This is a genomic window from Pseudomonas sp. OTU750018 (genome assembly GCF_011636575.1).
Lineage (GTDB): Bacteria > Pseudomonadota > Gammaproteobacteria > Pseudomonadales > Pseudomonadaceae > Aquipseudomonas > Aquipseudomonas peli.
Genome location: NZ_JAAPAU010000001.1, coordinates 1,651,127 through 1,673,478, shown reverse-complemented (window position 1 = coordinate 1,673,478; position 22,352 = coordinate 1,651,127). Strand labels below are relative to the sequence as shown.

General features: G+C 61.0%; 23 protein-coding genes. 9 read left to right on the top strand and 14 right to left on the bottom strand.

Translation table 11 applies throughout. The features are described 5' to 3' along the window. Window positions 1-6 precede the first annotated feature (6 nt). The 5 genes from HCI85_RS07840 to HCI85_RS07820 all read right to left on the bottom strand — a co-directional run bounded on the left by HCI85_RS07840 (window position 7) and on the right by HCI85_RS07820 (window position 4,614). Window positions 7-387, bottom strand: coding sequence for a RidA family protein (locus tag HCI85_RS07840; RefSeq protein WP_090250570.1), 381 nt, complete (start codon window positions 385-387; stop codon window positions 7-9). Between the two features lie 146 nt (window positions 388-533). Then, the gene (gene spoT / locus HCI85_RS07835) at window positions 534-2,642 is read right to left on the bottom strand and encodes a bifunctional GTP diphosphokinase/guanosine-3',5'-bis pyrophosphate 3'-pyrophosphohydrolase (protein WP_090250567.1); all 2,109 of its coding nucleotides are present in this window, start codon (window positions 2,640-2,642) and stop codon (window positions 534-536) included. A gap of 60 nt (window positions 2,643-2,702) precedes the next feature. Continuing rightward, on the bottom strand, window positions 2,703-2,966 hold the full coding sequence (gene rpoZ / locus HCI85_RS07830) for a DNA-directed RNA polymerase subunit omega (RefSeq protein WP_090250565.1): 264 nt from the start codon (window positions 2,964-2,966) through the stop codon (window positions 2,703-2,705). Window positions 2,967-3,080: 114 nt separating this feature from the next. Continuing rightward, complete coding sequence (gene gmk, locus HCI85_RS07825) at window positions 3,081-3,701, bottom strand: guanylate kinase (protein WP_090250563.1); 621 nt, start codon at window positions 3,699-3,701, stop codon at window positions 3,081-3,083. Window positions 3,702-3,750: 49 nt separating this feature from the next. Continuing rightward, entirely contained in the window at window positions 3,751-4,614 is an 864-nt protein-coding gene (locus HCI85_RS07820) for a YicC/YloC family endoribonuclease (RefSeq protein ID WP_167143796.1), read from the bottom strand. 140 nt (window positions 4,615-4,754) lie between these two features. On the opposite strand from HCI85_RS07820, the gene rph reads away from it, so the two are divergent. Together rph and HCI85_RS07810 are read left to right on the top strand one after the other, a co-directional pair. Further along, window positions 4,755-5,477: a ribonuclease PH gene (gene rph, locus HCI85_RS07815; protein ID WP_090250558.1), complete on the top strand. Its 723-nt coding sequence runs from the start codon at window positions 4,755-4,757 to the stop codon at window positions 5,475-5,477. 40 nt (window positions 5,478-5,517) lie between these two features. Further along, the gene (locus HCI85_RS07810; protein WP_160086001.1) at window positions 5,518-5,889 is read left to right on the top strand and encodes a DUF4870 domain-containing protein; all 372 of its coding nucleotides are present in this window, start codon (window positions 5,518-5,520) and stop codon (window positions 5,887-5,889) included. 60 nt (window positions 5,890-5,949) lie between these two features. Here HCI85_RS07810 and HCI85_RS07805 read toward each other — a convergent pair whose 3' ends face one another. Further along, window positions 5,950-6,729 carry an exodeoxyribonuclease III gene (locus tag HCI85_RS07805; protein WP_090250555.1) on the bottom strand — a complete coding sequence of 260 codons (780 nt, stop codon included), beginning with the start codon at window positions 6,727-6,729 and terminating at the stop codon, window positions 5,950-5,952. 93 nt (window positions 6,730-6,822) lie between these two features. Here HCI85_RS07805 and pyrE point away from each other — a divergent pair, with 93 nt between their 5' ends. Continuing rightward, window positions 6,823-7,464: an orotate phosphoribosyltransferase gene (gene pyrE / locus HCI85_RS07800; protein ID WP_167143793.1), complete on the top strand. Its 642-nt coding sequence runs from the start codon at window positions 6,823-6,825 to the stop codon at window positions 7,462-7,464. A 23-nt stretch (window positions 7,465-7,487) separates the two neighbouring features. Continuing rightward, the gene (locus tag HCI85_RS07795) at window positions 7,488-8,081 is read left to right on the top strand and encodes a DUF4124 domain-containing protein (RefSeq protein WP_160085997.1); all 594 of its coding nucleotides are present in this window, start codon (window positions 7,488-7,490) and stop codon (window positions 8,079-8,081) included. A 2-nt stretch (window positions 8,082-8,083) separates the two neighbouring features. On the opposite strand, the gene HCI85_RS07790 is transcribed toward HCI85_RS07795, so the two are convergent. The 5 genes from HCI85_RS07790 to coaBC form a co-directional block, all read right to left on the bottom strand. Further along, entirely contained in the window at window positions 8,084-8,530 is a 447-nt protein-coding gene (locus HCI85_RS07790; protein WP_167143790.1) for an acyl-CoA thioesterase, read from the bottom strand. A 133-nt stretch (window positions 8,531-8,663) separates the two neighbouring features. Beyond that, entirely contained in the window at window positions 8,664-9,569 is a 906-nt protein-coding gene (gene argB, locus HCI85_RS07785) for an acetylglutamate kinase (RefSeq protein WP_090250547.1), read from the bottom strand. A 31-nt stretch (window positions 9,570-9,600) separates the two neighbouring features. Then, a complete protein-coding gene (locus HCI85_RS21255; RefSeq protein WP_167143787.1) occupies window positions 9,601-12,201 on the bottom strand; it encodes a phosphomannomutase/phosphoglucomutase in 2,601 nt (866 codons plus the stop codon). A 45-nt stretch (window positions 12,202-12,246) separates the two neighbouring features. After that, window positions 12,247-12,702: a dUTP diphosphatase gene (gene dut, locus HCI85_RS07775; protein WP_090250542.1), complete on the bottom strand. Its 456-nt coding sequence runs from the start codon at window positions 12,700-12,702 to the stop codon at window positions 12,247-12,249. A gap of 26 nt (window positions 12,703-12,728) precedes the next feature. Beyond that, a complete protein-coding gene (gene coaBC, locus HCI85_RS07770; protein WP_167143784.1) occupies window positions 12,729-13,937 on the bottom strand; it encodes a bifunctional phosphopantothenoylcysteine decarboxylase/phosphopantothenate--cysteine ligase CoaBC in 1,209 nt (402 codons plus the stop codon). A gap of 190 nt (window positions 13,938-14,127) precedes the next feature. On the opposite strand from coaBC, the gene radC reads away from it, so the two are divergent. Then, entirely contained in the window at window positions 14,128-14,802 is a 675-nt protein-coding gene (radC, locus tag HCI85_RS07765; protein WP_167143781.1) for a RadC family protein, read from the top strand. On the opposite strand, the gene HCI85_RS07760 is transcribed toward radC, so the two are convergent. Then, window positions 14,799-16,388, bottom strand: coding sequence for an ABC transporter substrate-binding protein (locus HCI85_RS07760; protein WP_167143778.1), 1,590 nt, complete (start codon window positions 16,386-16,388; stop codon window positions 14,799-14,801). The genes radC and HCI85_RS07760 overlap by 4 nt on opposite strands. A 347-nt stretch (window positions 16,389-16,735) precedes the next feature. Here HCI85_RS07760 and rpmB point away from each other — a divergent pair, with 347 nt between their 5' ends. Beyond that, window positions 16,736-16,972 carry a 50S ribosomal protein L28 gene (gene rpmB, locus HCI85_RS07755; RefSeq protein WP_090240685.1) on the top strand — a complete coding sequence of 79 codons (237 nt, stop codon included), beginning with the start codon at window positions 16,736-16,738 and terminating at the stop codon, window positions 16,970-16,972. Between the two features lie 10 nt (window positions 16,973-16,982). Further along, window positions 16,983-17,138, top strand: coding sequence for a 50S ribosomal protein L33 (gene rpmG, locus HCI85_RS07750; protein WP_022960960.1), 156 nt, complete (start codon window positions 16,983-16,985; stop codon window positions 17,136-17,138). Between the two features lie 136 nt (window positions 17,139-17,274). On the opposite strand, the gene HCI85_RS07745 is transcribed toward rpmG, so the two are convergent. Beyond that, complete coding sequence (locus tag HCI85_RS07745) at window positions 17,275-17,640, bottom strand: cupin domain-containing protein (protein ID WP_160085985.1); 366 nt, start codon at window positions 17,638-17,640, stop codon at window positions 17,275-17,277. Window positions 17,641-17,900: 260 nt separating this feature from the next. Here HCI85_RS07745 and HCI85_RS07740 point away from each other — a divergent pair, with 260 nt between their 5' ends. After that, window positions 17,901-19,394, top strand: a complete 1,494-nt coding sequence (locus HCI85_RS07740; RefSeq protein ID WP_167143775.1) for an aldehyde dehydrogenase — start codon at window positions 17,901-17,903, stop codon at window positions 19,392-19,394. 236 nt (window positions 19,395-19,630) lie between these two features. Beyond that, a complete protein-coding gene (locus tag HCI85_RS07735; RefSeq protein WP_167143772.1) occupies window positions 19,631-20,779 on the top strand; it encodes an MFS transporter in 1,149 nt (382 codons plus the stop codon). Here the strand turns inward: HCI85_RS07735 and HCI85_RS07730 are convergent. Next, window positions 20,769-22,226 (bottom strand): aminotransferase-like domain-containing protein, encoded by a 1,458-nt coding sequence (locus HCI85_RS07730; RefSeq protein WP_167143769.1) that lies wholly within the window; start codon window positions 22,224-22,226, stop codon window positions 20,769-20,771. The genes HCI85_RS07735 and HCI85_RS07730 overlap by 11 nt on opposite strands. Window positions 22,227-22,352 lie beyond the last annotated feature (126 nt).

The following is a 22,352-nucleotide window of genomic DNA, read 5'->3' as shown; positions in this document are numbered from 1 at the left end:
AGGGGCTTATTCGAGAACCAGAATAGCGTCCATTTCTACCTGCGAGCCACGTGGCAGGGCGGCTACGCCGATGGCGGCGCGGGCCGGGTAGGGCTGCTCGAAGTAACGGCCCATGACTTCATTGACCTTGGCGAAGTGCGACAGGTCGGTGAGGAAGATGTTCAGCTTGACGATGTCCTTAAACGAACCGCCAGCGGCTTCGGCTACGGCCTTGAGGTTCTCAAATACCTGCACGGTCTGGGCTTCGAAGCCTTCCACCAGCTCCATTGTTTTCGGGTCCAGCGGGATCTGTCCGGACATGTACACGGTGTTGCCCGCTTTGATCGCCTGGGAGTAGGTGCCGATTGCGGCTGGGGCCTTGTCGCTGGTGATAACGCTCTTGCTCATGGGAACTCCTGTAAAGCTGATGTGGGGGAACACTGCAGCGCCATCGGCACGCTGCCAGTTAGATTGCCTAGGTTGGGTGAAAGCCACAGCGGCTGTCAAAGTACAGCTGGCGGCTGATTGCGCTGTTCAATTCGGGTATTCGCCGATCAGGCGCGCGCGCGGGTGATGCGGATCACCCCGGTCAGGGCGCGCAGCTTCTTGATCACGCGGGCTAGATGTACGCGGTCATGCACGCTGACCACCAGCTGCACGACGCTGATGCGGCCATCGCGCTCGTCCATGCTGATCTTCTCGATATTGCCGTCGGCGGCATTCACGCTGCCGGCCAGCAGGGCGATCAGACCGCGCTGGTGCTCAAGCTCGACGCGCAGCTCGACATTGAACTCGCCGGTAACGTCCTTGGCCCAGGACAGCTGGATGCATTTTTCCGGGTTGTGACGAATCTCGCCGATGTTCTTGCAGCTGTCCAGGTGCACCACCATGCCTTTGCCGGCAGACAGGTGGCCGACAATCGGGTCGCCCGGAATCGGCGTGCAGCATTTGGCGTAGCTCAGCACCAGGCCCTCAGTGCCACGGATCGCCAGCGGCCCTTCGCTGCTCGGCAGCGCTTCGTTGCTGTCACTGAGCAGGCGGCGCGCCACTACATAGGCCATGCGGTTGCCCAGGCCGATGTCTTCCAGCAGGTCTTCGATGACGTCCTGATGGTATTCGGCGAGCACCGCCTGCACCCGCTCGGGCGAGAGCTTGTCGACGCGGCTGTCGAAACCGGCCAGAACTTTGTTCAGCAGGCGTTCGCCAAGGCTGATGGATTCCGAGCGGCGCTGCAGTTTCAGGGCGTGACGAATATGCGTGCGGGCCTTGCCGGTGACCACGAAGCTCAGCCAGGCCGGGTTTGGTCGTGCACCAGGCGCGGTGACGATTTCCACCGTAGAGCCACTTTCGAGGGCTTGCGACAGCGGCGCCAGGCGGCGGTTGATGCGGCAGGCGATGCAGGTGTTGCCGACATCGGTGTGTACCGCGTAGGCGAAGTCGACCGCCGTGGAGCCTTTTGGCAGCTCCATGATGCGGCCCTTGGGCGTGAACACGTAGACCTCGTCGGGGAACAGGTCGATCTTTACGCTCTCGATAAATTCCAGCGAGTTGCCGGCGCGTTGCTGCATCTCCAGCACGCCCTTGACCCACTGCCGCGCACGGGCGTGGCTGCCCTTGGGCTGGTCTTCCTCGTTGGATTTGTACAGCCAGTGCGCGGCAATGCCGTTGTTGGCCAGCTCTTCCATCTCACGGGTGCGGATCTGAATCTCGATCGGTACGCCGTGCATGCCAAACAGCGTGGTGTGCAGCGACTGGTAGCCGTTGGCCTTGGGAATTGCGATGTAATCCTTGAAGCGGCCGGGCAGGGGCTTGTACAGGTTATGCACGGCACCGAGCACGCGGTAACAAGTGTCGACCTTGTCGACGACGATGCGGAAGGCGTAGACATCCATGATTTCGTTGAACGCCCGGCGCTTGCCACGCATCTTCTGGTAGATGCCGTAAAGGTGCTTCTCGCGGCCCATCACCTCGCCTTCCATGCCTTCGCGGGCCAGGCAGTGGGTGATCGACTCTTCGATCTTGTTGACGATTTCCTTGCGGTTGCCCCGAGCACGCTTGACCGCGGTGCGGATGCGCTCGGAGCGCATCGGATGCATGGCCTTGAAGCCCAGGTCTTCGAACTCGATGCGCATGCTGTGCATGCCCAGTCGGTTGGCAATCGGTGCGTAGATTTCCAGGGTTTCCTTGGCGATGCGCCGGCGTTTTTCGCCGGATAGCACTTCCAGGGTGCGCATGTTGTGCAGGCGGTCGGCCAGCTTGACCAGAATCACCCGGATATCGCGGGCCATGGCCATGGCCATCTTCTGGAAATTCTCGGCCTGGGCCTCGGCTTTGGTCTCGAAGTTCATCTGGGTCAGCTTGCTGACCCCATCAACCAGTTCAGCTACGGATTCGCCGAACTGCGCGTCCAGAGCTTCTTTGGCGATACCGGTGTCTTCGATCACGTCATGCAGCATCGCAGCCATCAGGCTCTGATGGTCCATGTGCATGTCAGCCAGGATGCTCGCCACTGCCAGGGGATGGGTGACATAAGCTTCGCCGCTGCGGCGGCGTTGGCCGTCGTGGGCTTGTTCGGCGTAGAAATAAGCGCGGCGAACCAGATTGACCTGGTCGCCATCGAGGTAGGTCGAAAGTCTGTCGGCGAGGGCGTCTATGCTCGGCATGGGCGTTCCCCTTGCCGATTCAGATGACCCTGCGCCTGACGACGTCGACCCGGCATAGGCTTACAGAGGCTCGTTAGCCTCTTCCTCGAATGCAGCAAACAGTGGTTCTTCTTCAACGATATCGTCTTGCGCGATGACGTCGTAGCTCATCAGGCCAGCAGCGATTTCGCGCAGCGCGACTACGGTTGGCTTGTCATTTTCCCAAGCCAGCTTCGGCTCTTTGCCACCGGTAGCCAGTTGGCGCGAGCGCTTGGTAGCGAGCATGACCAGCTCGAAGCGGTTATCAACGTGATCCAGGCAATCTTCGACGGTAACGCGGGCCATGGTGTTCCTCGTAGCAAATGCGTAATAGAGCTGGGCCCAAATGGGCGAGCGGACTAGATAGTCTAAAAAATCACCAGCATTAAGGGAAGCTTTGATTTGCCGCAGCGTAATAAGTCAGACCAGTAACTCGCTGAGTAAGCCGCTGTGGCGTTGCTGTTGCGGGCCTTGCAGCAGCTGATTGGCGCGGAAAATCGCCTTCAGATCGCTCAAAGCGTGGGCGAAGTCATCGTTGATCAGCAGGTAGTCGTATTCAACGTAGTGGCTCATCTCGCTGACGGCTTCACGCATACGTCGCTCGATGATCTCGCCGCTGTCCTGGCCGCGGTTGGTCAGGCGGTGGCGCAGCGCTTCCTGGGTCGGCGGCAGAATAAAGATTGATTTGGCTTCCGGCATCAGCCGGCGTACCTGCTGCGCGCCTTGCCAGTCGATCTCCAGAATCAGGTCGAAGCCGTCGCGCAGGGTCTGTTTAACCCATTCCTGCGAGGTGCCATAAAGGTTGCCGAAGACTTCCGCGTGTTCGAGGAATTCGGTCTTGTCGAGCATGGCGTGAAACTGCTCGCGGCTGACGAAGTGGTAGTTCACCCCATCCACTTCGCCCGGACGCATGGCGCGTGTGGTGTGCGACACGGACACGCGAATCTGCGCCTCGCTGTCGATCAGCGCCTTGACCAGGCTGGTCTTGCCCGCGCCGGACGGGGCGGAAATGATGTAGAGGGTGCCGGTGGTTATGCTCATGGATCAATCCTGGAACGCGTTGTTCAGAGAGTAGCAGTGGCGGTCGGGCTTATTCGATGTTCTGCACTTGTTCGCGCATCTGCTCGATCAGCACTTTAAGGTTTACCGCCGCCTGGGTGCTGCGGGTGTCAAAGGCCTTGGAGCCGAGGGTATTGGCTTCGCGGTTGAGTTCCTGCATCAGAAAGTCCAGGCGGCGACCGGCCTGGCCCCCAGTTTTCAGTACGCGGCGCACTTCGCTGACGTGGGTGCTGAGGCGATCCAGCTCTTCGGCCACATCGCTTTTCTGCGCCAGGATCACTAGCTCTTGTTCCAGGCGCTGCGGGTCCAGCTCGGCCTGCATCTCGGCGCAGCGGTCGAGAATCTTCTGGCGTTGCCCAGCGAGCATCTGCGGCACCAGTTCGCGCAGGGCGACGACCTGTTCGAGGATGCTGTCCAGGCGTTCATTAAGCAGCTTGGCCAGCTCGCTGCCTTCGCGCTCGCGGCCGTTTTTCAGTTCGTTCAACGCCTCGGTGAACAGGCTCAGGGCGCTCTGATTCAATGCTTGTGGGTCAACTGCATCGGCCACCAGTACGCCTGGCCAGCCCAGCACTTCCAGCGGGTTGAGTGCGGCAGGTTGCTTGATCAAGCCGGCCACGCTTTCGGCGGCGGCGACCAGTTGGGCGGCGCGTTCCAGATCGACTTGCAGGGCTTTGCCGACATTGTCGTCGCTAAAGCGCAGGGTGCATTCGACTTTGCCGCGCGACAGGCCGTTGCGCAGTGCTTCGCGCACCGCACCTTCGAGGTCGCGGAAGCTTTCCGGCAGGCGCAGATGAGGTTCCAGGTAGCGATGGTTGACCGAGCGCAGCTCCCAGCTCAGGGTGCCGTTGGCGCTCGCCTGTTCGGCGCGGGCGAAGGCAGTCATGCTGTGGATCATGGGTGAACCTCGCGAAAAGTCGGAACGAAAGGCGCAGGATTGTAGCGCAGTGCGTCGGCCGCTCCCAATTCGGCACACCCGCTACGGGCTTACGGCCCTATAATGCCGAGCAGATTTTTATTCAGAGCAGGAATTCCTAGATGAAACGTCCTAGTGGCCGCGCCGCCGATCAGTTGCGCTCGATCCGCATCACCCGCAACTACACCAAGCATGCCGAGGGTTCGGTACTGGTGGAATTTGGCGATACCAAAGTGATTTGCACGGTCAGTGTCGAGTCGGGCGTTCCACGCTTTCTCAAAGGCCAAGGCCAGGGTTGGTTGACCGCCGAGTACGGCATGCTGCCGCGCGCCACTGGTGACCGTAACCAGCGTGAAGCCAGCCGTGGCAAGCAGGGCGGCCGCACCCTGGAAATCCAGCGCTTAATCGGCCGTTCGCTGCGCGCCGCATTGGATATGTCGAAGCTGGGCGAGAACACCCTGTACGTCGACTGCGACGTGATCCAGGCTGACGGTGGCACTCGCACCGCGTCCATCACCGGCGCCATGGTGGCTCTGGTCGACGCGCTGAAAGTGATCAAAAAACGTGGCGGTCTGAAAGGTGGTGATCCGCTCAAGCAGATGATTGCCGCCGTATCGGTAGGCATGTATCAGGGCGAGCCAGTGCTGGATCTGGATTACCTGGAAGATTCCGCCGCCGAAACCGACCTCAACGTGGTGATGACCAGCGCCGGTGGTTTTATCGAAGTGCAGGGCACTGCCGAAGGCGCGCCGTTCCAGCCGGCCGAGCTGAACGCCATGCTGGCGTTGGCGCAGAAAGGCATGACTGAGCTGTTCGAGTTGCAACAAGCAGCACTAGCAGACTGATTGAGCTGTATTACACGCCCATCACGCACGGAGAAGCACCATGAGCGACGAGTCCCAAGCGCCACAACCGGTTCCCGGTCCTGAAGCCCGTCAGTGGGCTATGTTTTGCCACTTCGCGGCCTTTCTCGGGCTGGTGATTCCCTTTGGCAACCTGCTTGGGCCGTTGATCGTCTGGCAGATCAAGAAGGACCTTGATCCGTTCGTCGATGCTCAAGGCAAGGAAGCGCTTAATTTCCAGATCAGCGTCGCTCTGGCTGCGCTGCTGTGCTTCTTGCTGATGGTGGTGGTAATCGGTTTCCCGCTGTTGCTGCTGGTTAGCATCGCGGCGCTGGTGCTGACGATTATTGCCGGGATCAAAGCCAATGAAGGCCAGGCCTATCGCTATCCATTCGCCTGGCGCTTGGTGAAATAAGCGATCTGCAGACAATAAAAAGCCGGCTAAAGGCCGGCTTTTTATTGTCTGCAGATCAGGCTATACGCTGAGCATCCAGTCGTAATCGACTATCAGCGGCGCGTGCTGCGAGAAGCGTGGCTGACGCGGCAGGCGGGCACTGCGGATGCTGCGGCGCATGCCGGGCGTGAGCAACTGGTAGTCGAAGCGATAGCCGAGGTTAAGCATCTCGGCCTGCTCGCTGTCCGGCCACCAGCTGAACTGGTCGCCTTCGCGGCTGACTTCGCGCAGCGCGTCGACATAGCCCATGGTGCCAATCACTTCATCCAGCCAGGCGCGTTCAGGGGCGAGGAAGCCGGGTGATTGCTGGCAGTCGCGCCAGTTCTTCACGTCGAGCTTCTGGTGTGCCACATAGAACGAGCCGCAGTAGATGTACTCGCGGCGCTTGCGGCGCTGCTTGTCCAAATAATGAGTGAAGTCGTCCATAAACTTGAATTTCTGATTCAAGCTTTCATCACCCTGCTGTCCCGAAGGCATCAGCATGGTGGCAATACTTACTTTGTCGAAATCGGCCTGCAGGTAGCGCCCGTAGCGATCGGCCATTTCAAAGCCGAGGCCGCTGATTACCGCCTTGGGTTGCAACCGCGAATACAGCGCCACGCCACCTTGGCTGGGCACTTCTGCATCGCAGGCATAGAGGAAATAGCCATCCAGTTGGAGGGCTTGGTCGTCCAGTTCAAAGGCGGAGGCGCGGGTGTCCTGCAGGCAGATGACGTCGGCATTCTGTGCTTGCAGCCAACTGAGCAAACCGCGCTCGACTGCAGCATGAATACCATTCACGTTCACACTGATGATCCGCATAAATGGCCCCCAAAATCACGTGCGTGTATGATACCCGAGCTCACCTCTATTAGCTAAATTACCTAGTAAATCCGTGCTGTCCGGGGCTTTTTAATGCAAGCGTATCAACGTGATTTCATCCGTTTTGCCATCGAGCGTGGGGTTCTGCGCTTCGGTCAGTTCACTCTCAAATCCGGGCGCATCAGTCCTTATTTCTTCAATGCCGGGCTGTTTGACAGCGGTTTGGCCCTGGCCCAGCTCGGGCGTTTCTACGCCGCCGCAGTGGTGGACAGCGGTATCGACTTCGACGTGCTGTTTGGCCCGGCCTACAAGGGTATTCCGCTGGCAGCGACTACGGCGGTGGCGCTGGCTGAGCACCATCAACGTGATATGCCCTGGTGTTTCAACCGCAAGGAAGCCAAGGATCATGGCGAAGGCGGCACCTTGGTGGGCGCTCCGCTGGCGGGTCGTGTGCTGATCATCGATGACGTGATTACCGCGGGTACGGCGATTCGTGAAGTGATGCAGATCATTCAGGCTCAGGGCGCGCAAGCCGCCGGCGTGTTGATCGCACTGAACCGCCAGGAACGTGGCAAAGGCGAGTTATCGGCAATTCAGGAGGTCGAGCGCGACTACGGCATGCCGGTGGTGAGCATTGTGTCACTCGAACAGGTACTGGAATATCTGGCAGAGGATGCTGAACTCAAGCAGTATCTGCCGGCGGTACAAGCTTACCGCGCCGAATACGGAATCTAACCTGTCGATAAGGTGCTGCATCGATGCATAGACCTGCCCTGACCTGCTGTTCGCTGTTGCTAGGCCTACTGCTGCCGGTTGTGGCGGGTGCGGCTGAGTTGTACCGCTACGTCGATGACAAGGGCACCACGGTGCTTAGCCGTCAGGGTGTGCCGCCGGAGCACATCAGCAAGGGCTATGAAGTGCTGAATGACCAGGGACGAGTGGTTCAGGTGATCCCGCCGGCGCCCAGCCCGGAGGAAATGAAACACATCCTTGCTGAAAAGGCCCGCGCCAGCTCTGATGCACAGCTGCTGCGCCTATACAGCACGCCAGACGATGTCGAGCGCGCGCGTGAGCGCAAGCTGGCCGAGTTGGATGGCTTGATTGGTGTGGCGCGCGGCAACCTGCAGTCGGTGCGTACGCAGCAGGCCAACCTGCAAAGTCAGGCCGCTGACCATGAGCGTGCGGGGCGTGCAGTGCCGGCGCATTTGCTGGCGCAGATCGATAACCAGAAAGCCGAACAGGAACGTCTCAAGGACGACATCCTGCGTTATCAGGCTGCACGTAAAGAGGCGGACAGCAGTTTCAATGCTGATCGTGATCGCCTCAAGGAACTGCTGGGCCGCAACCGGTAGCTTTATTGCTCGGGCGCGCAGCGCTCAAAGGCCAGAATCTTCTCCCTCAACCATGCCGGTAGCGGACTGCTGCTGCGGTTTACGCTGTCCGCGTGCACATAAATCACTTCGCCGGCGGTCAGCGCCTGCTCGCCACACCAGATGCCCATGGCAAAGCTCAGGCTGGAGCGGCCCAGGCGTGCGACGCGGATGCCAATGTTCAACTCGTCATCAAAACGGGCGGGGGCCAAGTACCCCAACACGGTCTTGATGGCGAAGAAATCCCCGCCGTCGCGGCTCAAATCTTCCGGATAGCGGATGTCCAGGGCACGGAAATATTCGGTGATAGCGACATCGGCATAGGTCAGGTAGTGACCGTTGAACACGATACTCTGCGGGTCGACTTCGGCCCAGCGAACGCGCAGCGTGTGGAAAAAGCTGAAGATTTCACGGGATGGCGCGGTTGGCATGCGGTACACCTCTGGCTGGCAGTGGGATCACTGAGCTTCGGTGTTGCGGCGCCCTGCTGCAAGGGTTGCAGCAGGCTATCAAGCGGCTGAATCAGCCAGGATTACCCGGCTGATTCACATTGTTGGCAGGCGCTTAGTGGCGTTTTCGGTTGCAGATCAGGGTACCCACACCGCTGTCGGTGAAGATTTCCAGCAGCACGGCGTTCGGTACGCGACCGTCGATGATATGTGCGCTGGTCACCCCGCCTTGCACCGCTTCCAGGGCGCAGCGGATCTTCGGCAGCATACCGCCATAAATGGTGCCGTCGGCGATCAGGCTATCGACCTGTTCTGTGGTCAGGCCGGTGAGCACCTGGCCTTGCTTGTCCATCAGGCCGGCGATGTTGGTCAGCAGCATCAGCTTTTCGGCTTTCAGCGCTTCGGCCACCTTGCCAGCCACCAAGTCAGCGTTGATGTTGTATGACTCGCCATCCTGACCGACGCCAATCGGTGCAATGACCGGAATAAAGTCGCCCTTGACCAGCATGTTCAGCAGGTCGATGTTGACCCCGGTGACTTCGCCGACATGGCCGATATCGATGATTTCCGGCTGGGTCATCTCCGGCGTCTGCCGGGTCACGGTAAGTTTCTTGGCGCGGATCAGCTGGGCATCCTTACCGGTCAGGCCGATGGCGCTGCCGCCGTGCTGGTTGATCAGATTGACGATGCTCTTGTTGACCTGGCCGCCGAGGACCATTTCCACCACGTCCATGGTCGCGGTATCGGTGACGCGCATGCCGTCGACAAAATGGCTTTCGATGGACAGACGCTTGAGCAGATCACCGATCTGCGGACCACCGCCGTGGACGACTACCGGGTTGATGCCCACCGCTTTCATCAGCACGATGTCGCGGGCGAAGCCTTGCTTGAGCTCTTCGCTTTCCATGGCGTTGCCGCCGTATTTGATCACCAGCGTCTTGCCGACGAAGCGGCGGATATACGGCAGCGCTTCGGACAGTACCTTGGCGACGTTGGTGGCGGCATCACGTTCGAGGGTCATGCAGGGCTCCAGTAGAAAATTCGCTAATCAATCAGAACGGCAGGTCGAGGTCGGGCACCGTGCTGTACAGCTGGGCGCGGAAGACTTCCTTGATCCGTTCAAGTTCTTCTTCGGTTTCCGCCTCGAAGCGCAGTACCAGCACCGGCGTGGTGTTGGACGCGCGCACCAGGCCCCAGCCTTTGGGGTAGTCGACGCGTACGCCATCGAGGTTGGTGATATTGCCTTCACCCCATACACCGTCGCGCTGCAGGCGCTCGATGATGCTGAACTTGCTCTGCTCGGTGACCTGGATATTGATTTCCGGGGTGGCAATGTCATTGGGGAAGGCGCTGAACACGTGTTCAGCGTCGCGGCGATCCTGGCTGAGGATTTCCAGCAGGCGGGCGGCGGCATAGATGCCATCGTCAAAGCCGAACCAGCGCTCCTTGAAGAAGATATGCCCGCTCATTTCGCCGGCCAGCAGCGCGCCGGTTTCCTTCATTTTTTTCTTGATCAGCGAGTGGCCGGTTTTCCACATCACCGGGCGGCCGCCGTAACCGCTGATCAGCGGGGTCAGGCGGCGCGTGCATTTGACGTCGAAGATGATGTCCGCGCCGGGATTGCGTGACACCACGTCTTTGGCGAACAGCATCAGCAGGCGGTCGGGGTAGACGACGGTGCCGGTATTGGTTACCACGCCGACGCGATCGCCATCGCCATCGAAGGCCAGGCCGATATCGGCTTTCTCACTTTTCACCTTGGCAATCAGGTCCGCCAGGTTTTCCGGCTTGCCGGGGTCAGGGTGATGGTTGGGGAAGTTGCCGTCGACTTCGCAGTACAGCGGAATGACCGAGCAGCCTAGGGCCTCGATCAATTGCGGCGCGATCACTCCGGCTACGCCGTTGCCGCAATCGACTACCACGCGCATGGGCTTGGCCATGGCGATGTCGTCGCGGATCTGCTTGAAGTAGCGCTCCAGCACGTCAACCTGCTCGACCGTGCCGACGCCACTGGCCAGATCGTTGTTGTCGATGCGTGCTTTCAGCGCCTGGATCTGTTCGTTGGCCAGGGTGTCGCCGGCTATGACGATCTTGAACCCGTTGTAATCGCGTGGGTTGTGGCTGCCAGTGAGCATCACCGCTGATTTGCCGGTGAGGATATGCCCTGCGTAATACACCACAGGCGTCGGCACCATGCCGACATCGCTGACGTTACAGCCGCAGTCGAGCAGGCCCTGGATCAGCTGTTGCGCCAGTTCCGGGCCGGACAGACGGCCGTCGCGGCCGACGGCGATGTTCGGCTCGCCCTGGGCCAGACTTTGTGAGCCGATGGCGCGGCCGATCCAGTAGGCGGTTTCGGCATTCAGGGTGCGACCGACTACGCCACGAATATCGTAGGCGCGGAAGATATCGGCTGGCAGTTTGGGTGCTTTCGTCTGCAAGGGGGCTGGCGTCGGTTCATCGAGGCCGAGCAGGTCCTGGTCTTCATCGAGAATATCGATATCGAGGATGTCGGTGTCCTGAAACAGGGGGTCGACCATGGCGCTGGCAGGCGTCTGCATAGCGGCGACGCCTGGATTGACTGCGCCTGCATTATTAGTCGGGGCGGCGGCCTGTTCCGTAGCGCGGCGCGGCATGCGTGCAAGGTTTTGCGCCAGAATATCCAGGGCAGGCAGGCTCAGGCTGAACGCCTTGACGGCCTTGCCGGCGGACAGCTCCTTGAGCATCTGCCCCAGCTGCAGCACGTCGTCACGCAGGTGGCGTTGCAGGCTGCTCTGCAGCAGGTAGAGGCCGGTAATGGCGCCAGCCAGAGCCAGTAGCCCGGCGATGGCCAGCAGCAGCGGCGAGAACACCGGGTTGGTCAGTGACGGGCCAGGGGTAAAGCTGACCGTCCAGTTGGGGTTGCCAGTGCTGAATGACTGCGCGTTGCCTTGCGCGTCACCGCGCTGGGCCAGGACCTGGGCAGCGGTGTTATTGAATTGCTGGATCAGCTGGATCTGGCCGATTTCGGCAGGCATCACCGGTAGGCTAGCGAGCAGACGCTCCAAGTCTACAGCCAGCAGCAGGGTGCCATGCAGCGGCTCACCTTCGCTTAGACGCAGCGGCGCGGCGCTATACACCAGCCAGCGTTGGCCGACCTTGTAGGCCTCGGGTGCAGGCGTCTGGCCGTTTTCGGCGCGGCGCAGCATGTCCAGCGCGGCGAAGTTCATCGGCGCGCTGCGGCCCATGTCCTGCACAGCCTGGCCGCGGGCATTGAGGTGCGCGTCGACTACCCCGTACCAGTAAGTGAGGTTGCGTTCGGCTGCGCGTACCTGAGTGATGTCCTGACTTTGTAGGGCCTGCAACAGTTGCGGGTTGCGCGCAGCCGCCTGAGTGTCGGCGCTCAGTTGTTGCAGGGCTTTCTGCAGCACAGTCGCCTGACCACCGCCCCACGCCTGACTGAGTTGTTGCAGTTGCTGCTGGTAAGCGCTGTTAAGCGGGCCAAACCACAGCAGTGCACCGGCCAGGATGATGCCGATCAAGGCAGCCAGCATGCCCGGTAACAGGGCGTTGGGGCTGTTCTTGGTCGCTTTGGCCTCGGCGGGGGCGCTGGTCAGTTGGGCGCTGGCGGTTGTCTCGTCAGTGTCCTTGGCCGTGCGCTTGAAGAGTTTCATGCAGCGTCTCCTCGGCAATTCATCCTGGAAATTAGATTAAGGCAATCAATGGCTACCGGAGTGGCCAAAGCCGCCTGCGCCACGCTGACTCTCATCGAACTGTTCAACCAGTTCGAAATGCGCTTGCACCACCGGGACCAGAATCAGCTGGGCGATTCGTTCGCCGATGGCGATGGTGAAGGCGCTTTGTCCGCGGTTCCAGCAAGACACCATCAATTCGCCCTGGTAGTCCGAGTCGATCAGGCCGACGAGGTTTCCCAGCACGATGCCGTGTTTGTGACCCAGGCCCGAGCGCGGCAGGATCATCGCGGCAAGACCGGGGTCGCCGATGTAGATCGACAGGCCCGTGGGGATCAATACGGTTTGCCCCGGCTCAAGCACCAGCTCCTGCTTGAGCATGGCGCGCAGGTCGAGGCCGGCGGAGCCCGGTGTGGCGTAGTGCGGCAGCGGAAATTCGGTGCCCAGGCGCGGGTCAAGGATCTTGGCTTGTAAGGCGTGCATATCGGGCTCTATTCGGTAAGTGGGCGTCAGCAGCTGGCCATGCGCTCGGCAATAAAGCTCACCAGCTGGCGGGCAATCTTGCTCTTGCTGGTCTGGGCAAAGCTGCTTTGTTGCAGTTCACGGTCGATGATGGTGATGGCGTTTTCTTCGCTGTTGAAGCCGATGCTGGGGTTGGCCACGTCATTGGCGACAATCAGGTCGAGATTCTTGTCGCGTAGTTTGCGCGAGGCGTACTCCAGCAGATTTTCGGTTTCGGCGGCAAAGCCGACGCTGAACGGCCGATCACTGCGCCCCGCCAGGGTGGCGAGAATATCCGGGTTGCGGACCATTTGCAGGAGCAGGCCATCACCACTGGTGGGGTCTTTTTTCAATTTGTGCTGGGCGACCACTTCCGGGCGGTAATCGGCCACCGCAGCGGCGGCGATCAGCAGGTCGCAGGGCATCGCGGCTTCGCAGGCGGCGAGCATGTCGCGGGCGCTGGTGACGTTGATGCGGGTAACGCGCTCAGGTGTTGGCAGATGTACTGGGCCGCTGATCAGGGTGACTTTGGCGCCGGCTTCGGCGGCTGCTTCGGCGAGGGCGAAGCCCATCTTGCCGGAGCTGTGGTTGGTGATGTAGCGCACCGGGTCGATGTTTTCCTGGGTCGGGCCCGCTGTGATCAGTACATGCTTACCGGTCAGTGCTTGGTGCTGGAAGCAGTCGGCGGCGCACTGCACCAGCTGTTCCGCTTCGAGCATACGCCCCAGGCCGACATCGCCGCAGGCCTGGCTGCCAGCAGCAGGACCAAAGAGGTGCAGGCCACGCGCGCTGAGCAGCTCTGCGTTGGCCTGGGTCGCCGGGTCGCGCCACATGGCCTGGTTCATTGCTGGTGCGAGAGCGACGGTGGCGTCGGTGGCCAGCACCAGTGTGGTCAGCAGGTCATCGGCGACACCCTGAGCCAGGCGCGCCATGAGGTCGGCGGTGGCGGGGGCGATGAGGACCAGGTCGGCCCAGCGCGCCAGCTCGATGTGGCCCATGGCCGCTTCGGCCTCGGGGTCGAGCAGGTCGAGGTGCACCGGATGCCCGGACAGGGCTTGCAGGGTCAGTGGCGTAATAAACTCACGGCCGCCTTTGGTCATGACCACGCGTACATCGGCGTCCTGGTCCTTGAGTCGGCGAATCAGCTCAGCACTTTTATACGCGGCAATACCGCCGCCCACGCCAACAATGATGCGTTTCCGATACAGCCGCTGCATAGGCCTGCCTTTTATAGAGATGGGTATACACCGCGACGCTGACACCTCCCCAGGCCGGTCGCCGCGTAAAAGTTGGGCTACGATAGCACAAGGGTTGTATGCGAGTAGCGCTGCCAAGTGCTTGCCTGGCTTGGCTTTGCGCTCGCTGACGTGGCGCTTTGTCGCGCCTTTTAGCACACATGGAGGTGTGATGAGTATTCGTGATTGGCCGGCGGCCGAGCGCCCACGGGAAAAACTCCTCGCTCAAGGTGCCGCCACGCTCACCGACGCTGAGTTGTTGGCAATTTTCTTGCGCACCGGAGTGGCCGGGCAGAGTGCTGTGGATCTGGCGCGTCATCTGTTGGGCGACTTCGGCAGCCTGCGGGCGTTGTTACAGGCCGACCTGTCTTCGTTCAGTCAGCGGCTAGGCCTGGGGCCCGCCAAATTCGCCCAGCTGCAGGCGGTGCTGGAGATGGCACGTCGGCACCTGGCCGAACAACTGCGCCGCGATTCCGCGTTAGAAAGTCCGCAGGCTGTGCGTGATTACCTGAAGGCGTTACTGCGGCATGAGCCGCATGAGGTGTTCGGCTGTCTGTTTCTTGATTCCAAGCACCGAGTGCTGGCCTTTGAAGCGCTATTTCATGGCTCCATCGACAGTGCCAGTGTCTACCCCCGTCAGGTGGTCAAGCGCGCCTTGGCGCACAACGCGGCCGCGCTGATTCTGACCCATAACCATCCGTCCGGTGTCGCCGAGCCCAGTCAGGCGGATCGGGTGCTGACCCGCCGCCTGAAAGAGGCGCTGGAGCTGGTGGATGTGCGCGTACTCGACCACTTTATCGTCGGCGACGGTGAGCCGCTGTCGATGGCCGAGTACGGTTGGCTCTAAGGCGCCAGGCGCACTTTGGAAAAGTCCTGGCGACCGAATGGACTGACCTGATAACCCTCGACCTGCTTGCGCGTCAGCGCGTAGGCGGTCGGGTGGGCCAGCGGCAGCCACAGCGCTTGTTGCTGGATGATTGTTTGCGCCTTTTTATACAACTGGCTGCGCTGCGCCTGGTCGCTGGTGCTTTTGCCATCGGCGATCAGCTGGTCCAGTTGTGGGTCGCAATAGCGCGCGAAGTTCAGCCCGGATTCGAGCGAGGCGCATGCAAACTGCGGGGTGAGGAAGTTGTCCGGGTCGCCGTTGTCGCCTGCCCAGCCCATAAACAGCAGGTCATGCTCGCCGGCTTTGGCGCGGCGAATCAGCTCGCCCCATTCGATCACGCGGATTTCTGCTTTTATGCCGACTTTGGTGAGGTCAGCCTGCAGCAACTGCGCGCCCAGGCTCGGGTTGGGGTTGAGTACGCTGCCGGTGGGGCGGGTCCAGATGGTGGTGCTGAAACCATCGGCCAGGCCGGCCTGCTTGAGCAACTCGCGGGCTTTCTGCGGGTCGTGGGGGTAGCCGGCCAGTTCGCTGGCGTAGCTCCAGGTATTCGGTGGATAGGGGCCGTTGGCGGCCTCGGCGCTATTTTCGAATACCGCTTTCAGGTAGCTGGCCTTATCGAAAGCCAGGTTGATCGCCTGGCGTACGGCGGGTTGATCCAGCGGTGGGTGCTGGCTGTTGATGCCGACGAAGGCGGTCATAAAGGCTGCGGTGTGGGTGCCTTTCAGGTTGTTATCAGCGCTGATCGCCTGAACATCCTGTGGTTTCGGCGACAGTGCGATATGGCACTCACCGCGGCGTAACTTCTGCAAGCGCACGTTGGCGTCGGGTGTGATCGCGAATACCAGATTGTCCACAGCAGGCTTGCCTGCGAAGTAGCTTGGGTTGGCGCTGTAGCGCACGCTGGCGTCCTTCTGGAAGCGCTTGAAGACAAACGGCCCTGTGCCGATGGGCTGGCTGTTGAGGGTTTCCGGCGTGCCGGCTGCCAGTAATTGCGCGGCGTACTCGGCGGAATAGATAGACGCGAAGCCCATGCTCAAGGTGGCGAGAAAGGTGGCATCCGGGCGATTAAGGCTAAAACGCAGGCTGTGTTCGCCGGTTTTTTCGATGGATTTGATCAGGCTGGGCAGCTGCATCGACTGGGCGTGGGGATAACCACTGGGGGCGACCTTGTGCCACGGGTGCGCCTGATCAAGCATGCGCTGAAAGCTGAACAGCACGTCATCTGCATTTAGTGGGCGGGTGGGGGTGAAGTACTCGGTCTTGTGGAACTGCACGTCCGGGCGCAGGGTGAAACTGTAACTCAGGCCATCCGGGCTGACTTCCCAGGCTTGCGCCAGGCTCGGCTGCAACGTGCCGCTGGTCGCATCGAAATCCACCAGGCGGTTCATCAGCACGTCGGCTGATGCGTTGGTGGTGGTCAGCGAGTTGTACTGCACCACATCAAAGCCATCTGGGCTGGCCTCAGTGCAGACGCTGAGCGTACTGGCCAGGGTCAGGGCGGGCGTAATCAGTGGAACGAGCAGTAGCGGTAGGGCGGCGAGACGCATGGCAAACTCCTTGGTCGCGTGGGGACGCTGGCGCAGGTCTTACCCTAGGCTATTAAATGAGGGCAGGGCAATCAGTCTCGGCGACGAGCGGTCGATCTGCGCTATTGCTGTTGCTGGCAGGTCTGGAAGCGGAAATTGCAGTGCGAAGCTCGCCGGGGAATGTGCGTTTAACCTTGTTGCGCTGGGGGCTTTCTGGTATAAAGCAGCGCTCTTTTGTAGGGGCCCGGTTCTTGCGCTTTCAGGTACGGCCGGTAAGACCCTCGAGATACGCGGCGCTGAGCGCCAAGATTGAATAATTAGCGGCCAACCCATGCCGGGTTGGGCATGTGGTTTTAGAGGGCTGAGGCATGTCGAGAGTCTGTCAAGTTACCGGTAAGGGTCCGGTAACCGGGAATAACATTTCCCACGCAAACAACAAAACCCGTCGTCGTTTCCTGCCGAACCTGCAGCATCACCGCTTCTGGGTCGAGTCTGAGAACCGTTTCGTGCGTCTGCGCGTTTCTGCCAAAGGCATGCGTTGCATCGACAAGCGTGGTATTGACGTCGTTCTGTCCGAGCTGCGTGCTCGCGGCGAAAAGGTTTAAGGAGAAAGTCATGCGTGAATTGATCCGTTTGATCTCGAGTGCCGGTACTGGTCACTTCTACACTACCGACAAAAACAAGCGCACCACTCCGGACAAAATCGAAATTAAAAAATTCGATCCGGTTGTGCGTAAGCACGTGATGTACAAGGAAGGCAAGATCAAGTAATTGATCTGGCGCCTTGCCGAAAAAGCCCGCTTTTATAGCGGGCTTTTTCTTGCCTGCGATTTACTGTCGTGATGTGCAGGCCACAAAAAGCCCGCCATAAAGGCGGGCAAAGGGTGACGCATGAAGAGTGACCTGATCAGCGGCTGGCTTGCTCGAAGATCACATAGACCTTGCGGCAGGGCTCCAGCACTTCCCAGGTACCGGAGAAGCCGGCCGGGATAACGAAACGGTCGCCGGCGCGCAGGGTCTTGGCGTTGCCGTCCTGGTCGCGCAGCACCGAGACACCCTGCAGAATCTCGCAGTATTCGTGTTCGGTGTAGTTGATGGTCCAGTGGCCGACGTCGCCTTCCCAGATCCCCGTATTGAATTGGCCACACGGGCTGCCGTAGTGGTTGCGCACGCTTTGCTCGGGGTCGCCCTTGAGCACTTTCTCTGCAGCCGGACGGTAATGTTCCGGCGTGGTAGTGGCGGTGGCGAAGTCGACGATCTTTTCGATGTTCATAAGCATGTCCGGTAGGAATTGAGCGCCGGTTTAGGCCAGGCTTGTTGTCGGTTTGGGTGGTAATTTCGGCAGTCTATGTTTAATAAAGCACACATAACAAGGCGGCTTTGCCAGTTTTTGTAAAAAATATTGGAAGTGTGCAGGCCGCTGGTTTAGTGTTGCCGGCAGGATTGGGTGAGCAGGTTCTTGCGGCCCCATGCAGAATAATTGACAGCGCAGCGACCACCAGCGGCGCTTTACTAGCGATAGAGGATGTTCGAATGACTAGCCTGACTCGTGCCGACTGGGAGCAGCGCGCCAAGAACCTGAAGATCGAAGGCCGCGCCTTTGTTCATGGCGAGTACCGCGCCGCCGTCTCCGGGGCCACCTTTGAGTGCATCAGCCCGGTCGACGGACGCCTGCTCGGCCTGGTAGCCAGCTGTGACCTGGCCGATGCCGAGTTGGCCGTCGCGGATGCCCGCGCCACCTTCGAGTCTGGCGTTTGGTCGCGTATGGCGCCGGCGCAGCGCAAGCGCATCATGATCCGTTTTGCCGACCTGATGGATCAGCACGCCGAAGAGCTGGCCCTGCTGGAAACCCTCGACATGGGCAAGCCGATCAGCGATGCCCTGGGTGTCGACGTGCCGGGTGCCTCGCGGGCGATTCGCTGGAGCGGCGAAGCGGTCGACAAAATCTATGACGAAGTGGCCGCCACCCCGCATGACGAGCTGGGCCTGGTTACCCGTGAGCCGGTTGGCGTCGTTGCGGCCATCGTGCCGTGGAACTTCCCGATGATCATGACCGCCTGGAAGCTCGGCCCGGCGCTGGCCACCGGCAACTCGGTGATCGTCAAACCGTCCGAGAAATCCCCGCTGACCGCCCTGCGTATGGCGCAGCTGGCGCTGGATGCCGGTATCCCGGCTGGCGTACTTAACGTGCTGCCAGGTTACGGCCACACCGTTGGCAAGGCGCTGGCGCTGCATATGGATGTCGACACCCTGGTGTTCACCGGTTCGACCAAGATCGCCAAGCAACTGATGATCTACGCTGGCGAATCGAACATGAAACGCGTCTGGCTGGAAGCCGGCGGCAAGAGCGCGAATATCGTCTTCGCCGATGCGCCGGACCTCAAGGCCGCAGCCGAGGCTGCTGCTGCAGCGATCTGCTTCAACCAGGGCGAGATGTGCACCGCTGGCTCGCGCTTACTGGTGGAACGCTCGATCAAGGACACCTTCATGCCAATGGTCCTGGAAGCTATGCAGGACTGGAAAGCTGGCTACGCTCTTGACCCAGATACCAAGGTCGGTGCACTGGTCGATGCGGGTCATCTGAATGCGGTGCTCGGTTATATCGACGCCGGCCACAAGGATCAGGCCAAGCTGCTTTGCGGCGGCAAGCGCACCCTGGAAGAGACTGGCGGCCAGTACGTTGAGCCGACCATCTTCGATGACGCGCACAACGCCATGCGTATCGCCCAGGAAGAGATCTTCGGCCCGGTGCTGACGGTGATTCCGTTCGACAGCGCCGAAGAAGCGATCCAGATCGCAAATGACAGCATCTACGGCCTGGCAGCCGCCATCTGGACCAGCAACCTGTCCAAGGCGCACCTGGCAGCGAAGGCGCTGCGTGTTGGCAGCATGTGGGTCAACCAATACGACGGCGGCGACATGACCGCACCGTTCGGCGGCTTCAAGCAGTCCGGTAACGGCCGTGACAAGTCGCTGCATGCCTTCGACAAGTACACCGAGATTAAGGCGACCTGGATCAAACTGTAACGCTACCGGGACGACCTCCGGGCCGTCGGCCATGCTGCGTTGCGTCCTCGCTTTTAATGCTCACGTACTGCAGTACGCTGCGCTTAAAAGCTCCGGGGCGCCTTGCCTGGCCTTAGTCCTGTAGCTCTGACGGGTTTGGCTCCACTAAATCCATTTGCGGCCGGGTTCCTATGGAGCCCGGCCGTTTTGCATCTATGTGGCGGGTGCTGAGCGAGCCAGGGAATGGAGTGAGAAAAATGAACTGGATGACCTATTTCGCCGTCAGTGCGGCGGTGGTGATCGTCGGGTTGGCGCTGGGCGTGACGCTGCCGCTGGTGTCGTTTCGCCTTGAGTCCTGGGGTTATGGCCCCTTTGCCATTGGCGTGATGGCGGGCATGCCGGCCGTTGGTGTGTTGCTCGGCGCGCGGCTGACTGGGCACCTGGCCGGCTGGTTTGGTACGCCGCAGACCCTGCGCCTGTGTCTACTGGCCAGCGCCGTTTCGGTGGCGCTGCTGAGCGTGATGCCGAGTTATCCGCTGTGGCTGCTGTTGCGTCTGCTGATTGGCATCTCCTTGACCGTGGTATTTGTGCTCGGCGAAAGCTGGATCAATCAGCTGGTCGAGGACCGTCTGCGCGGCCGTCTGGTGGCGCTGTATGGCACCGGCTTTGCGCTCAGCCAGCTGTGCGGGCCGCTGCTGCTGACCCTGCTGGGTACGGAAAGTGACCGCGGTTTCTGGTTCTCTGCCGCGCTGCTGGTGGGCGGTAGCCTGCTGCTGTTGGGGCGCGATGGAGCGCCCAAGGTCGATGCGCAGAGTGCGTCCGGGCGCGGCATCCTGGCGTTCTGCCGCACTTCGCCAGCGATTGCCTGGGCGGTGGTGCTGTTTGCCGCGTTCGAGGCGATGGTGCTGACGCTGCTGCCGGTGTATCTGGTGCGCGAAGGCTTTGCCCAGCAGATGGCATTGATCATGGTCAGTGCGGTGGTGGTGGGCGATGCGGCGCTGCAATTGCCGATTGGCTGGATGGCCGACCGGGTACCACGGCAGACGCTATTCCGCTGCTGCGGGGTGGTGCTGCTGCTGTCGAGCCTGAGCATTCCGTCATTGCTGCACACGCCGCTGATCTGGGTCGTGCTGGTGCTGTTTGGCGCCAGCGCGGGCGGCCTGTACACCCTGTCGCTTATTCTGGTCGGGCAGCGCTATCGTGACGATGCGCTGGTGCGCGCCAACTCGCATATCGCCCTGCTCTGGGGCGCGGGTTGTCTGCTCGGGCCGCTGTCGACCGGTGCCGCCAGTCAGTGGGTCAGCGGTCATGCGCTGCCGATCCTGATGGCGATTGGCGCGGCGCTGTTTGTCTGGCTGGCGTTTCAGCGGGGGGCATTCAGCGAGGTGGCGGCCATCAAGGCGTGAGCGCAACCTCTGCGCTGTTGTGTGGGAGCTGTTGCTCGGTGAGCAGCGCGGCCACGCATTCGCCGACCTGGCGAATCGCCTGTTCAAGCGCTGGAGTGGGCTGCCCGGCGTAGTTGATGCGCAGGCAATTGCGGTATTTGCCGGCGGCGGAAAAGATGCTGCCGGGGGCGATCTGGATGTTGTGTGGCAGCAGTGCGCGGTTCAGGCGCTGGCTGTCAAAACCCTGCGGCAGCTCCAGCCACAGCATAAAGCCACCCTGGGGCCGGCTGACCCGCGTGCCGGCGGGGAAATAGCGGCTGACCCAGTCGATCATGCAGTCGCGGTTGCGCGCGTACTGGCTGCGCATGCGGCGTAGGTGCGGTTCGTAATGGCCGCTGGCGATAAATTCGGCCATGGCCAGTTGTGGCAGCTGCGCGGCCATGCCGGTGCTCATGTATTTAAGGTGCAGCACCTGTTGCAGGTAGCGGCCCGGGGCAATCCAGCCGGCCCGCAGGCCGGGCGCCAGGGTCTTGGAAAACGAGCTGCAGAACAGCACGCGACCGTCCTCGTCGAATGATTTGATGCTGCGCGGGCGTGGGTAGCTGTAGGCCAGCTCGCCGTAGACATCATCCTCGATAATCGCCACGTCATAGCGCTGCGCCAGGGCCAGCAGGGCGCGCTTGTTGGCCTCCGGCATGATGTAACCGAGCGGGTTGTTGCAGTTGGGGGTGAGCTGGATGGCCTTGATCGGCCATTGCTCCAGCGCAAGCTCCAAGGCTTCCAGGCTGATGCCGGTGAGCGGGTCGGTGGGCAGTTCCAGGGCCTTCATGCCGTAGCCCTTGAGTGCCTGCATCACGCCATGAAAGCTCGGTGAATCCACGGCCACGATGTCGCCCGGCGCGCACACCGCGCGAATCGCCACGGACAGGGCTTCGTGGCAGCCGGTGGTGGTGACGATCTCCTCAATGGCGATCTGGCAGCCGGAGTCGAGCATCAGCCGCGACAGTTGTGCACGCAGGCCGGGGTCACCATACAGGCTGCCATAGCTCAGTTCCTTGACCTCCTGGCGGCGGCTCATGCGTGACAGGGTGCGCAGCAGTGGTTTCAGGGTTGGGCTGCTGATATCCGGCATGCCGCGCCCCAGTTGCAGCACATCACCGCCAGGCGGTCGGCTGATCAGATCCAGTACCTGGTCCCACTGGGAAATATCTACCGGGCGCTGGGCGGCGCGGCTGACCATCGGCAGCGCCGGCTGCTGGCGCGCTTGGGGCACAAAGTAGCCGGACTTGGGCTTGGGCGTGGCCAGGCCCTGATCCTCCAGGTGGCGGTAGGCCTGCTGCACCGTGCTCAGACTGACGCCATGTTCCAGGCTGAGGGCGCGCACGGAGGGCAGGCGATCACCGGGGCGATACAGGCCCTGCTCGATACGCGCGCCGAGCAACTCGGCCAGGTTGACGTAAAGCGTCATAACAGTTGCCTCGCAATTTCTCGGTGTGCCGCGCCAAGCCAGTACAGATAGGTGATAAATCCACCATTCAGAGTCTGGCTTCTGAAATCTGTATGGATTTAAAAGTGTATTTTTGAATCTGTCATG